We start from the raw sequence: 11,943 nt of genomic DNA on the forward strand, positions 1-11,943 counted from the left end.
AGCCCTTAGCCACGACTTGAGCCAATACCGCAATGTCGCTGAAAGGCCTGGCAGGCCCCGTGAATGCACCGTTATCGGCCTTAGGTTCCGAGCCGCGCAGGCGCCGGCCGCTGCGCCGGGCGCAGCTATCCGACGAAGTCGCCGGGCACCTGCGGACCGCGATCATGTCGGGGACGCTGCGCCCGGGCACGTTCATCCGGCTGGACGAAACCGCCGCTCAGCTCGGGGTGAGCATCACGCCGGTGCGCGAGGCCCTGTTGAAGCTGCGCGGCGAGGGCATGGTGCAGCTGGAGCCGCACCGCGGTCACGTGGTGCTCCCGCTGACCCGCCAGGACATCGACGACATCTTCTGGCTGCAGTCCACAATCGCCCGCGAGTTGGCCGGCACGGCGACCGAACGCATCACCGAACGCGAGATCGCCGAGTTGGAGCGCATCAACGACCTGTTGGCGTCGGCGGTCGGCGGCGGGGACGTCGAGGCGATCGCCTCGCTGGAGTTCTCGTTCCACCGGGTGTTCAACCAGGCGAGCGGGCGGATCAAACTGGCCTGGTTCCTGCTCAACGCCGCCCGCTACATGCCCGCCCAGCTGTACGCCGCCGACCCGCTGTGGGGCGAATCCACCGTCGACAGCCACCGCCGGCTGATCACCGCGTTGCGGAACCGCGACGCGGCGGCCGTGGTCGAGCACACGGTCTGGCAGTTCACCGACGCGGCCCAACGGCTTACCGAGACATTGGACCGGACGGGGATCTTCAACTCCTAGCCGAGTTGCTCGGCGCGCTGCTTGACGTTGGCGGCCAGTTGGTCGAGGACGTTGCCCAGCAACATCTTCACCATGGGCGCGGGCACCGGCATGCTGGGCTCGACGTCGATGTCCACGGTGAGCAGGCTGTTCGCTCCGGTGGCCACCACGCTGAAAAGCTGCTCCTGCTTGGCGAACAGGTCGCCCTGCTGCATCACCGTCTGAATCTGGTTCTCACCCGGGTAATACACGGCGTGGATATAGACGCCTTCGAAACCGTTGACATTGGTGTCCAGGCGAACCTGGCTGGGGCGGCCGTCGTCGTAGCGGGCGAGGATCCAGGCGCCTTTGACGCCTTCATTCCATTCCGGGTACCGCTCGATGTCGGAGACGATGCCCATGATGGAGCCGGCCTCGGCATCGACCTCGACTGTCTTGCTCATAACTGCCATTGGCGAAGCATACGTGCGCCCGGCCGGGCTCAATTCACTAAGGCGGTCGACAACAACGACCGGATCGCGTCGGGAATTGGGACCGGTCGGCGGGTGTCGCGATCGACGTAGACATGCACCCAGTGGCCCAGTGCAGCAACAGGCCGCGGCTCCTGGTCGATCTCTTTGAAGAGGCCCAGTCGATAGGTGACGCTGCTGCGGCCGAGCCGCGTCACGGCCAGGCCCACCGCGAGGCGCTCCGGGAACGCCAGCTCGGCGAAATAGCGGCAGCCTGACTCCGCGACGATGCCCAGTTCGGGAATGGTGAGCGGATCGACCCCAACCTCGGTGGCGATCCAGGCGTTGATCGCGGTGTCGAACAGTTGGTAGTAGACCGCGTTGTTGAGGTGGCCGAACATGTCGTTGTCGGCCCAGCGGGTGAGCACCGGCCACAGCACCGGGAAATCAGCGCTGGTGAGGCCGTCCGGGGCAGGTGGCATGGAGCTCATGGTTGTATTCCAACATGATTCACATCCGCGGCGCGGTGCTGGAGCGGATCGGTGCGCCACGCCCGTACGCGGGATCGCGGCCGATCAGCATCGCCGATCTCGAGCTGGCGGACCCGGGTCACGGTGAAGTGCTGGTGCGCGTCGAAGCGGCCGGGGTTTGTCACTCGGATCTGTCGGTGGTCGACGGCAACCGGGTACGTCCGGTGCCGATGCTGCTGGGTCACGAGGCGGCGGGCGTCGTCGAGGCGCTCGGTGACGGCGTCGACGACCTGGCCATCGGACAGCGGGTGGTGCTGGTGTTTCTGCCCCGCTGTGGCCAATGTCCCGCGTGCGCGACGGAGGGCCTGACGCCGTGCGGGCCCGGCAGCGCGGCCAACAACGCGGGGACCCTGCTCGGTGGGGGCATCCGCCTGAGCCGGGACGGCGGAACGGTTTATCACCACCTCGGCGTCTCGGGGTTCGCGACGCACGCCGTGGTCAATCGGGCCAGTGCCGTCGCCGTGCCCGACGATGTGCCGCCGGAGGTGGCCGCCCTGCTCGGGTGCGCGGTGCTGACCGGAGGCGGCGCCGTGCTCAACGTCGGCGACCCCCGGCCCGGCCAGTCCGTCGCGGTCGTCGGGCTCGGCGGTGTCGGCATGGCTGCGGTGATCACCGCGTTGACCTATGAGGGTGTCCGCGTCATCGGCGTCGATCAACTCCCGGAAAAGCTGCGTGCCGCAGCGGCTCTGGGCGCACACGAGACTTACACACCGGAGCAGGCCGCGGGAGTCAAGGCGGACGTGGTGGTGGAGGCCGTCGGCCATCCCCTCGCCTTGGAGACCTCGATCGGGCTGACCGCCCCGGGCGGGCGCACCGTCACCGTCGGACTGCCGCGGCCGGACGCTCGAATCAGCCTGTCGCCGTTGGGTTTTGTCGCCGAAGGCCGCGCGCTGATCGGAAGCTATCTCGGGTCGGCGGTGCCCAGCCGCGACATCCCCCGCTTCGTCGCGCTGTGGCAGTCCGGCCGGCTGCCGGTGGAATCCCTGGTCTCGTCGACGATCCGGTTGGACGACATCAACGAGGCGATGGACCACTTGGCCGACGGCACCGCGGTGCGCCAATTGATCAGATTCTGAACGCCGCCGCCAGCGCGCCGCCTTGCAGGGCGAACAGCCGTTGCGACGCCGTCCATTCGGGCAGCAGCGAGTCGAATCCGTGGCAGGCGCCGGAGAACACGTGCAGCTCGGTCGGCACCCCGGCGCTTTGCAACCGCTGCGCGTACTCCACCGCCTCGTCGCGGAAGGGATCGACCGCTGCGCACGTGATCAGCGCGGGGGGCAGTCCCGCCAACACTTCCCGACGGGCGGGCGCGGCCCCCGGCGTCGGGTGCTGCCCGGCCAGGTAGTGCCGCCACATCAGGTCCGCTGCCTCGCCGTCGAACGCGGGGGTGGCGCGAAACTCGTTCCTGGACAACGTCGGACGGTCGTCGAGCACCGGCTGGTGCAGCAGCTGGAACACCAGTGGTGGCAGTTCGCCGTCGGCGGCGCCGTGTGCCAGGCCGGCGGCCAGGGCGCCACCGGCGCTGCTGCCCGCCACCGCCACCCGGTCCGGATCGATGCTCAGCTCAGATGCGTTGCCGTGCAACCATTTGAGCACCTTCTGCGCGTCGTTCAGCGCTGCGGGCCAGGGGTGTTCCGGCGCCAAGCGATAGTCGACCGACACCACCGCACATCCGGCGCGGCGGGCAAGTTCCAGACACTGCCGGTGGTCGGTGTCCAGATTGCCGAGCGCGAAACCGCCTGCGTGGCAATAGAGGACCGCCGGTGCCCGCCCCGCGCCGCCGCGATAGATGCGCACCGGCACGCCCGCGGCGGCAGCCTGGTCGATTGACACCCCGGCTGTGTCCAGACGCGCCTCGGAGCGACGCTGGTTCATCGACTCCCGGATCAGCGGAATGGCTTCGGCGGTGAACACCGTCCGGTTGACGGCAACCTCACGCAGCGCCGGGTCCAGTCGCAGTCGGACGCTCACCGGATCTGCAGGCATTGCCCACCGTCGACGACGAGTTCCGACCCGGTGATGAAGGACGCCTCCTCGGAGACCAGAAACGCCACGGCATCGGCGATTTCGGCAGGCCGGCCCAACCGGCCGAACATCGCCACCGCCGCCAGTCGCTGCTGAATGGCGTCGTCAAGCATCGGGGTGGCGACCGGCCCCGGGAACACCGCATTGACGCGGATCCCGGCCGGCGCGAGTTCGGCCGCCGCCGTCTGGGTCAGACCGCGCAGGGCCCACTTTGCGGAGCCGTAGGCGCAATGCTGCGGAAAGGGACGGATGGCTCCGGTACTGCAGATGTTGACGATAGCGGCGTTGCCGGCCGCTTGCAGGTGTTGCAGCGCGGCACGCATACCCAGGAACGCGCCCAGACAATTGACCCGCCACGAGTTCTCGAAGTCTTCCACCGTCTCATCGGCCAGCGACGCCCGGTGCAGCACCCCGGCGTTGTTGACCAGTGTGGACAGTCCCCCGAATCGCTCGACGGTTGCCCAGACGGCGGCTTCCCACTGCCGCGGGTCGGTGACGTCTAACGCCAGACTCAGCAATCCCTGTCTCGCAGAGTCGATTCCGTCGGATCGCACGTCACAGGCCGCGACCTGAAAGCCTTTGCCGAGCAATGTCTGCACTATCGCGGCGCCCTGCCCGCCCGCCGCGCCGGTCACCAATGCGATCTTCGCGTCGCTCACCGGCCGGTCGCCTCGCGCAGGTGTTCGGCGGCGCCCCGGCGTAGCGCATGCGATTCGGATGCCAGCGTGATCATCTGAAAGCCCAACTGGGCCATCCTCTTTCCCGTCGATCCGTCGCTGGCATGGATTCCGGTGATTAGTCCGGCGGCGCTGGCGACGCGATGGATCCGGCCGATCGCCTGGAGAACGAGGTCGTTGCGTGTCGCACCGACCACGTCGGCGCCCATCGAGATCGCCAGATCGGCCGGCCCGACGTAGATTCCGGTCAACCCGCTCACCGCGCAGATGTCTTCGATACCGGAGACCGCCGCGGCCGTCTCGATCATGGCGAAGACCCCGGCCCGCTCCGCCAGCGCGGCGGGATCGTTGCCCAGGCTCGCCCGCAACGGCCCGAAGCTGCGAATGCCCGCGGGGGGATAGCGGGTGGCGGCCACCGCCGCGGCGGCCTGGTCGGCCGATTCGATCATGGCGATGATGACGGCGTCGGCACCGGCGTCGAGCACCCGTCCGATGGGCGCCGGGTCGGCGTTGGGCAGCCTGACGGCGGTGGCGATCGGGACGTGTTCGAGGTGGCGCAACATGGCGGCGATTCCGGCGTCGTCGAGATAGCCGTGCTGGGCGTCGAATCCGACGTAGTCGTAGCCGGCCCGGGCGAACTCATCGGGGCCGATCAGTGTCGGACCGGTGACCCAGCCGCCCCAGCGGGGTCTACTGACATCGTTTCGGAAGACGCTCATCCGGCGATCGCGATCTTCACGCGGTCGGGGTCCGGACGGCAGGCCAACTCGAACGCCGCCTGGACGTCGTCGACGGCGAAGGTGTGTGTCAGATACGTGCCGAGCAGGTCGGGGTGTTCGGCGGCGAACCTGCCGGCCAGGTCCAGCATCCGCCGCCGGTCCAGTGTGACACCGGATTTCAGCGTCAGGTTCTTGCGCAGCATGGCGCGCATGTCGATGGGATACGAGTCGTCGTCGGCCACGCCGAAGTAGAACACGGTGCCACCCGGGGCGGCTGCCCCGATCGCATGCCCCAGGGTGGCCACCTGATGACCAACCGCCTCGACGACCACCTCGGGCCGGTCCTGCGGAGCAAGCCGACTCACCCACCGGTCGCTGGTGGCACGCACGGCATCATCGACACCGAATGCGCACGAGAGCTTTTCGCGGTCGACCGGGTCGATTCCGGTGACTCGTCGCGCTCCGGCGGCCTTGGCGACGTAGGAGAACAGCAGGCCGATCGATCCCTGGCCGATGATCGCCACGTGCCGCCCGGCCAGATCGGGCAACTGCTCGCACGCATACAGCACGCAGGCCAGCGGCTGCAGGCCTACCGCCTGTGCCGCGCTGAGCGACGGATCGTAGGGCGCCAGGCCGTCACCGTCGCTGACCACCCGCTCCATCATGCCGTCGAACCCGGAGGCCCAACCCACCACCTGCTCGCCGGGCCGGTGGTCCGGGTGCCTGCTGGCAAGGACCTCGCCGGCGACTTCGTGGATCGGGAAGCCGTCCTTCTCCGCGGCGCTGCGGCCGTCGTCACCCGGCAGCCGTCCCTGCGCGCCCCGGAAACCGGGCAGATCGCTGCCGCACACCCCGGCAGCCTGAAACCGCAGCAGCACTTGGCCGTTCGTGAGGCACTCAGGTGTCTTGGCCGGAATCGAGGTGCGCTCGAACGCGTACGGCGCGACGACCCGATACGACCACACCTCAGACCTCCACCGGAATCTTGTTCCAGCCCCACTGGAAACTAGACGGCAGCCGGGTGGCCTGGTCGCCGTCGATCGCGAATTCGGGCACCCGGCGCAGCCATTCTTCCAGCAGCACAGCAACTTCCAGTCGTGCCAGATGATAGCCGAGGCAGAAATGCTGGCCGCGGCCGAATGCCAGCGACCGTTGGATCGGGCGGTCCCAGATGAATTCGTCGGGTTCGGGATACTCGCGTTCGTCCCGGTTCGCCGAGGCCAGCAGCGTGATCACCCGTTGCCCGGGGCTGATCGTCTGGCCGTGCAGGGTGCAGGGTTTACGCGCCGTTCGGGCGAACCATTGCGCCGGGGCGCAGTAGCGGATCATCTCTTCGCGGGCGACCGGGACGGTGGTGGCCGGGTCGGCGCGTACGGCCGCAAGCTGCCCGGGACGCCGGCTGAGCTCCCACAGCCCGTGCGCCACGATCTTCGGCACCGTCTCGGTGCCGCCGATGAAGATGCACAGCATCTGGGTGGCGACTTCGACGTCGCTGAGCGCGCTGCCGTCGGGCAGGCGATAGCCGAGCAGTCCGTCGACCACCGGCAGCTTGCCGGCTTCACCGGCGCGGCGCCGCGCCACCACCGGCACCAGGAACTGCAGATAGTTCGGCCGCGCCTCGGCGGTGTCGACGCCCTCGCCGGGTTCGGCCAGACTGCCGGCATTGACCGCCGCCAATACCTGGGGGGCGAGATCCGTTGACAATCCCAGCAATTCACAGACCATCGACGCCGCCACAATGCCGCCGTAGTCCTGGGTGAGGTCGAAGGTGCCCCGCGGTAGGAGCAGGTCGAGCCGTTCGTTGGCCAGTTCGCGGATTCGCGCCTGCAAAGCGGTGACCGACCTGGGCCGCAGCGGCTGGGAGTGGGCGCGGCGGATCTCGCCGTAGAGATCGGTGTCGAACACCGCGTGGAACGGCAACGGGTGCAGCGGCGGGTCGGCGACCGGGCCGTTATTGTGCCGCGCCAGAACCGAAGCCGCGGGCAGGGTCCCCTCCGAGGCGACGAACGTACCGTCGTTGACCTCCAGTACCTGCCAGATGTCTTCGAACCTCGAGATAGCGAACGTATCCCACTGCGGCAGGTAGTAAACCGGGTACTGATCGCGCAGGATGCGATAGTAGGGAAGCGGATTCGCCATCACGGCCGCGTCGAAGGGATCGTAGGAGAAGTCCTGCGTCACTGCAGTGGCGACGGCGGTAGAGCCTGCAGAATGGAGTCTTCCCAGCCGTCGCGCAGGGCCGGCGCAACGCTCATCCAGGTGACGATCTCAGCGGGCGGGCTGTCCTTCCAGGACGGGTAATGGTTCGCGAAGCACTCCCAGCCGCCTTCGAGAGCCCAGTAGTGAATGACCTCGTTGAAACGGAACGTGGTGGTGAAGGAGCCGAGCCAGTGCTTGCCGGTGCTCTCCGACCAGGGGACGTAGAGTCGCTCCAGCTCGCGGATGTAGTCGTCCTGCCGACCGGGCTTGGTCTGCATGATCTCCTGAATCACCAGCGACGCATCGAAATTGACGTCACTCAACGCGGCCAGGCTCCTGTTGCTGGGACCGGCGTACATGATCCGGCCCTCCCCCGAGGCGCCCAAGTCGGTCAGATAGGCCGACCACTTCCCGGCCACCGACTCGTGACTACCGCCGCGCGCCTGCGCGGCGCCGATCCTGGCGTAGTCCGCGAATGCGTCGATCTCCCAGATGATCGTCACCTGCGGCCAGTGACCGTTGTAGGGCGTGGTCTCCCAGATCGAGTACAGCCGGGCGCCGAGTTCTTCCATCATCGGCTGATAGATGTCGACGAACACCTCGGTGAAGTCGTCGCTGCGCCCCGAACCCAGATCGATCGTTTCGTGCAGGTAGAGCAACGTGTGGCGGTGGTACTTCTTCATACTGTCCGGCTACCCCGGCCAGGCCGAGTCGGTAACCATAGACTCCGTGGAAGCTATTGCCTCGTAATGCATTCCAGCCGCGCGCAGGGCCTCGGCTTTAAACGCGCGGGCTGCGGCGCTCGGCGTGTAGTGGGTCCGGGTGAGGCCGCGGTCCGCACCGAGTGGCCAGCCCTCGCCCCACAGCGCGACCTCGGTCAACCGACTGGCCACGGCCTTGCGCACCAGGGCACGGACGCGGTCGTCGGCGGCGAACGCCTCGGCGCTGACGGCCAGACCCTGACTCATCGGTCCAGAGACGTCCAGATCTCCGGCCGCGTCCAAAACCCGCGCCCCCAATACGCGCAACGGACGGGTGTCGCAGCCCGGCGGTAACAGCACGTTGACCTGCCAGCCGGCCATCACCCGGTCATACAGCCAGCCACCGACGGTGTGCACCACGTCGCCGGTGCCGACGGCAATGACGTCGAGGCGGTGACGCAGTACCCGGCCGTCGAGCTGAGCCCTGCGTGCCGTGCCCCTGCCGGGATGAAAGTCGAACGTTGGAGTAACCATCGATCCGTTCCTGTTGCCACAGCTCCTCGGACAGCGTGACACTTCCGCTCGATTTTGTAAAGCTCCGTGGAGGTCTCAGCGCTGGCGGCGGGCGTCCAGTTCGGCCAGGACCTCGTCGGTGTGCTGGCCGAGTTGCGGTGCAGCAGAGCGCGGTGACCAGGGCGTTCCGTGAAAATCGGCGGGCGTGGCCACCATCGGCACGATCGCGCCTCCGTCGGGTACGTCGACGATTCCGCCGGCGGCATGGAATTGCTCGTCGGCGACGATGTCCTCGAGTGCGTTGATCGGCGACCAGAAGAAATCCGGCTCGGCGGCGAACAGGTCGGCCCACTCGTCAAGCGGGCGGGTCGCGAAGATTTCGTCCAGTTCGGCGATCAGCGGGGCGGCGTTGGCCGCGCGGGCGCGGGCGTCGGCATAACGCGGGTCGGTCAGCCAGTCGGTGCGGCCCACCACTCGACAAAGCGCGGGCCAGTGCCGGTTGACTTCCAGCCCGACGATCCAGAACCGGCGCCCGTCGGCGGCGGCGTAGTTGTTCATGCACGGGTTACCCATGGTGGCGCGTTCGCCGATCGCGATCGGCTGACCGGTGAGCAGGTAGGTGTTCAGGTCGAAGCTCACGGTGTATGCGCCCTGGCGGTACAGCGAGGTCGACACCAATTGCCCTGTGCCGGTGCGCTCGCGGGCGAGTAACGCAGCGCAGACGGCGCCGGCCAGGGTCATGCCTGCTGAGTGATCGCCCATGCCGCCACGCTGGAACGGCGGTGTGTCGCCGGGCCTGGTGAGTAGGTGGGCGATGCCGCCTCTGGACCAGAAAGCCGCGACGTCATAGGCCGCGCGGTCGGCGTCCGGCCCTGATTCGCCGTAGCCGGTGATCAGACCGTAAACCAGCCGCGGGTGATCGTTGGCCAGCGTCTGGTAGTCCAGGCCGAGCCGCCGCAACGCACCGGGCCGCACATTGGTGATGAAAACGTCTGCGTCCGAGAGCAATTCGAGCGCAACCTGTCGGTCGCTCGCAGTGGTGAGGTCCAGCACGACGCTGCGCTTGGACCGGTTGTCCATCTCGAACGGCGGGTTCACACCGAGGTCGCAGCCCAGCATGCGGCCGAACATCCGGCCGGGATCGCCGGCCGGCGGCTCGATCTTGATGACATCGGCGCCCCAGTCGGCCAGGATTGCGGCCGCTGCCGGACCGGCCACCCAGACCCCGAGTTCGACGACCTTGATGCCCTCCACCGGTCCTGCCATCGCGGTCAGCCTAGCTTCATCACCAACTGACCGAGGCTCAGGATGCCCGAATTGGCGGTCCCCGTGTTGAACAGGCCCGAGTTGAAGCCACTCAGCACGCCGCTCGGGAAGGGGCCCACGGCGCCGGTGACGGCAGTGTTGAAAAAGCCCGAACTCACTCCGGAAGACTGCAGCGCCGCAACGATCGTGTTGAAGAAGCCGGACACCCCGTGGCCGTCGCTGCCGCCGTTGTTGCCGAAGCCGGAGACTCCGGCGCCCGTGTTGCCGAACCCCGAGTTGTCGACGGCACCGATGCCGACGTCCCCGGCGTCGGTGGCAAAGCCGAAGCCGGTGTTCACGTTGCCCGCATTTCCGACGCCGGTGTTGACGTGGCCGGAATTGCCGAAGCCGGTGTTGGTCTCGCCGGAGTTCCACAGGCCCGTGTTGAGGTTGTTCCCATTCCAGCCGCCGGTATTGATCGAGCCGGCGTTCCCCCAGCCGGTGTTGAGCAGGCCGGAGTTCCAGAAGCCGACGTTGCCGGCGCCCGAGTTGCCGAACCCGAGACTGCCGGTGCCCGAGTTCCCGAAACCAAAGCTGTTGATGTGGCCCGGGAAAACGGTATTGACGCCTGAGCTGAAGATGCCGACGTTGCCGCTGCCGGAGTTGAAGAAGCCGACATTGTGGTCACCCGAGTTGAACAGACCGATGTTGCCGTTGCCGAAGTTGAACACCCCGGCGAGGTCGACGCCGACCCGCCCGTTGCCGACAAGCCCGATTCCGATGTTCCCGTTGCCGCTGTTCCCGAAGCCGAAGTTGCCGATGCCGGTGTTCCCGGCTCCGACGTTTGCGTCACCGGTGTTCCCGCCGCCGATGTTTCCGTCGCCCAGGTTGCCGAGGCCGACGTTATTGCTGCCGGTGTTACCCATGCCCACGTTGTTGTTGCCGGCGGTCGTTTGGAAGGTATAGAGGTTCGGATTGGACAAATCGGTCGGACCGCCGTTTCCGAAGCCGATGTTCCCATTGCCGAAATTGCCGAACCCGACGTTGCTGTTGCCGTTGTTTCCGGCACCTACGTTGCCGTTGCCGTTGTTCCCACCGCCGATGTTGTAGTTGCCCGACTGCGGAGGCACCAGTTCGCTGTTGTCGGTGCCGCTGTTGCCGATGCCGATGTTGCCGGTGCCGGTGTTGCCGTGCCCGATGTTCGCGTTGCCCCGGTTACCGATACCCAGGCTGGGCAGGTTCTGCAGGAGTCGTTGCAGATCACTGGGCAGCTGCGCGGCCGCGGCCGACGCTCCGGCGTAGTAGCCCGTCATCGCTTCGACGTCCGCGGCCCACATCTGCTCGTAGTGGCCCTCCGCGGCCATGATTGCGGGGGCGTTGAGCCCCAGCCAATTTGATCGGATCAGCTGCACGAAAGCGCTGCGGTTCGCCGCCACCGCCAGCGGATGGACGGTCGCGGCGCGGGCGGCCTCGAATACGCCGGCCACTGTGCGGGCCTGTTCGGCCGCCCCGACCGCCCGGGCGCAGGCGGCGCCGAGGTACTCCGCATACGGCGCGGCCGCGGCCGCCATCGCCGCCGATGCCGCCCCCTGCCACCAACTGCCCGCCAAGTCCGTTGTTACCGACGAAAAGGACGATGCCGCCGTCCCCAATTCCGATGCCAGACCTTCCCAGGCCGCGGCCGCGTCCAGCATCGGCGCCGACCCCGCACCGCTGAACATCAGCAAAGAATTAATCTCCGGCGGCAGAGTAACGAAGTTTGCCACAATTGACCCCCCGTCGGACGGAACTCTCTGATCCCGGAGAGCACCCTACGCCTACGCAAGCGTCAATTATCTCTCTTTTGAACGAATTGCTAGGCGGCATGGAAGTCGATGACGGTGATGCCGAGGGCGTCTTCCATCTCGCTGATGTGGGTGATGACGTAGATCGGTGGCGCGACGGATCGGTAGCGGGCGTCGGTGGGGGTGATGTATTCGGTGGTGTGCACACCGTTTTCGTCGTGTGCGGTGACGCGCCAGCCGGGTGATTCTTTGACGTAGTTGCAGCGTTCGCACAGGCCTTGGCCGTTGGTGGCGGTGGTGGGTCCGCCGTGTTGGGCGGGGGTGATGTGGTCGCGGTGGCGGATGGGGGCGTCGCAGT

At 67.4% G+C, this 11,943-nt stretch carries 14 protein-coding genes; 2 read left to right on the top strand and 12 right to left on the bottom strand.

Annotated features, from left to right (window positions below):
• The first annotated feature begins 32 nt into the window (after positions 1-32).
• Positions 33-764, top strand: coding sequence for a GntR family transcriptional regulator (locus AO501_RS07160; protein ID WP_082658442.1), 732 nt, complete (start codon positions 33-35; stop codon positions 762-764).
• Here the strand turns inward: AO501_RS07160 and AO501_RS07165 are convergent.
• Both AO501_RS07165 and AO501_RS07170 read right to left on the bottom strand, forming a co-directional pair.
• Positions 761-1,195, bottom strand: a complete 435-nt coding sequence (locus AO501_RS07165) for an SRPBCC family protein (protein WP_055577068.1) — start codon at positions 1,193-1,195, stop codon at positions 761-763. The genes AO501_RS07160 and AO501_RS07165 overlap by 4 nt on opposite strands.
• Positions 1,196-1,224: 29 nt before the next feature.
• Positions 1,225-1,674 (bottom strand): acyl-CoA thioesterase, encoded by a 450-nt coding sequence (locus AO501_RS07170; RefSeq protein WP_371934979.1) that lies wholly within the window; start codon positions 1,672-1,674, stop codon positions 1,225-1,227.
• A gap of 23 nt (positions 1,675-1,697) precedes the next feature.
• Between AO501_RS07170 and AO501_RS07175 the strand changes: the two genes are divergently transcribed.
• Complete coding sequence (locus AO501_RS07175; RefSeq protein ID WP_055577082.1) at positions 1,698-2,798, top strand: alcohol dehydrogenase catalytic domain-containing protein; 1,101 nt, start codon at positions 1,698-1,700, stop codon at positions 2,796-2,798.
• Here the strand turns inward: AO501_RS07175 and AO501_RS07180 are convergent.
• The 10 genes from AO501_RS07180 to AO501_RS07225 all read right to left on the bottom strand — a co-directional run.
• Positions 2,788-3,708 carry an alpha/beta hydrolase gene (locus tag AO501_RS07180; RefSeq protein ID WP_055577070.1) on the bottom strand — a complete coding sequence of 307 codons (921 nt, stop codon included), beginning with the start codon at positions 3,706-3,708 and terminating at the stop codon, positions 2,788-2,790. The genes AO501_RS07175 and AO501_RS07180 overlap by 11 nt on opposite strands.
• On the bottom strand, positions 3,690-4,406 hold the full coding sequence (locus tag AO501_RS07185; protein ID WP_231752369.1) for an SDR family NAD(P)-dependent oxidoreductase: 717 nt from the start codon (positions 4,404-4,406) through the stop codon (positions 3,690-3,692). The genes AO501_RS07180 and AO501_RS07185 overlap by 19 nt, the downstream gene beginning before the upstream one ends.
• Positions 4,403-5,143 carry an HpcH/HpaI aldolase family protein gene (locus tag AO501_RS07190; RefSeq protein WP_055577071.1) on the bottom strand — a complete coding sequence of 247 codons (741 nt, stop codon included), beginning with the start codon at positions 5,141-5,143 and terminating at the stop codon, positions 4,403-4,405. The genes AO501_RS07185 and AO501_RS07190 overlap by 4 nt, the downstream gene beginning before the upstream one ends.
• Positions 5,140-6,108 carry a zinc-binding dehydrogenase gene (locus tag AO501_RS07195; RefSeq protein ID WP_055577072.1) on the bottom strand — a complete coding sequence of 323 codons (969 nt, stop codon included), beginning with the start codon at positions 6,106-6,108 and terminating at the stop codon, positions 5,140-5,142. Before AO501_RS07195 ends, AO501_RS07190 begins: the two co-directional genes overlap by 4 nt.
• A 1-nt stretch (position 6,109) precedes the next feature.
• Positions 6,110-7,282 carry a cytochrome P450 gene (locus AO501_RS07200; RefSeq protein ID WP_055577084.1) on the bottom strand — a complete coding sequence of 391 codons (1,173 nt, stop codon included), beginning with the start codon at positions 7,280-7,282 and terminating at the stop codon, positions 6,110-6,112.
• 38 nt (positions 7,283-7,320) lie between these two features.
• Positions 7,321-8,025, bottom strand: coding sequence for a hypothetical protein (locus AO501_RS07205; RefSeq protein WP_055577073.1), 705 nt, complete (start codon positions 8,023-8,025; stop codon positions 7,321-7,323).
• Positions 8,026-8,034: 9 nt separating this feature from the next.
• Complete coding sequence (locus AO501_RS07210) at positions 8,035-8,577, bottom strand: hypothetical protein (protein WP_055577074.1); 543 nt, start codon at positions 8,575-8,577, stop codon at positions 8,035-8,037.
• A gap of 75 nt (positions 8,578-8,652) precedes the next feature.
• Positions 8,653-9,822, bottom strand: coding sequence for a CaiB/BaiF CoA transferase family protein (locus AO501_RS07215; RefSeq protein ID WP_055577075.1), 1,170 nt, complete (start codon positions 9,820-9,822; stop codon positions 8,653-8,655).
• Between the two features lie 5 nt (positions 9,823-9,827).
• Positions 9,828-11,567 (bottom strand): PPE family protein, encoded by a 1,740-nt coding sequence (locus AO501_RS07220; RefSeq protein ID WP_055577076.1) that lies wholly within the window; start codon positions 11,565-11,567, stop codon positions 9,828-9,830.
• An 89-nt stretch (positions 11,568-11,656) separates the two neighbouring features.
• Positions 11,657-11,943: HNH endonuclease (locus AO501_RS07225; RefSeq protein ID WP_197419781.1), on the bottom strand; the 287-nt coding region annotated here is incomplete at its 5' end.

Source organism: Mycobacterium gordonae, assembly GCF_001417955.2.
Classification (GTDB): Bacteria; Actinomycetota; Actinomycetes; order Mycobacteriales; family Mycobacteriaceae; genus Mycobacterium; species Mycobacterium gordonae_B.

Excerpts from the sequence above, each read along its gene's own strand:
- AO501_RS07160 (WP_082658442.1), top strand. The coding sequence starts at position 33 with ATGTCGCTGAAAGGCCTGGCAGGCCCCGTGAATGCACCGTTATCGGCC.
- AO501_RS07165 (WP_055577068.1), bottom strand. The coding sequence starts at position 1,195 with ATGGCAGTTATGAGCAAGACAGTCGAGGTCGATGCCGAGGCCGGCTCC.
- AO501_RS07170 (WP_371934979.1), bottom strand. The coding sequence starts at position 1,674 with ATGCCACCTGCCCCGGACGGCCTCACCAGCGCTGATTTCCCGGTGCTG.
- AO501_RS07175 (WP_055577082.1), top strand. The coding sequence starts at position 1,698 with ATGATTCACATCCGCGGCGCGGTGCTGGAGCGGATCGGTGCGCCACGC.
- AO501_RS07180 (WP_055577070.1), bottom strand. The coding sequence starts at position 3,708 with ATGCCTGCAGATCCGGTGAGCGTCCGACTGCGACTGGACCCGGCGCTG.
- AO501_RS07190 (WP_055577071.1), bottom strand. The coding sequence starts at position 5,143 with ATGAGCGTCTTCCGAAACGATGTCAGTAGACCCCGCTGGGGCGGCTGG.
- AO501_RS07200 (WP_055577084.1), bottom strand. The coding sequence starts at position 7,282 with ATGGCGAATCCGCTTCCCTACTATCGCATCCTGCGCGATCAGTACCCG.
- AO501_RS07205 (WP_055577073.1), bottom strand. The coding sequence starts at position 8,025 with ATGAAGAAGTACCACCGCCACACGTTGCTCTACCTGCACGAAACGATC.
- AO501_RS07210 (WP_055577074.1), bottom strand. The coding sequence starts at position 8,577 with ATGGTTACTCCAACGTTCGACTTTCATCCCGGCAGGGGCACGGCACGC.
- AO501_RS07215 (WP_055577075.1), bottom strand. The coding sequence starts at position 9,822 with ATGGCAGGACCGGTGGAGGGCATCAAGGTCGTCGAACTCGGGGTCTGG.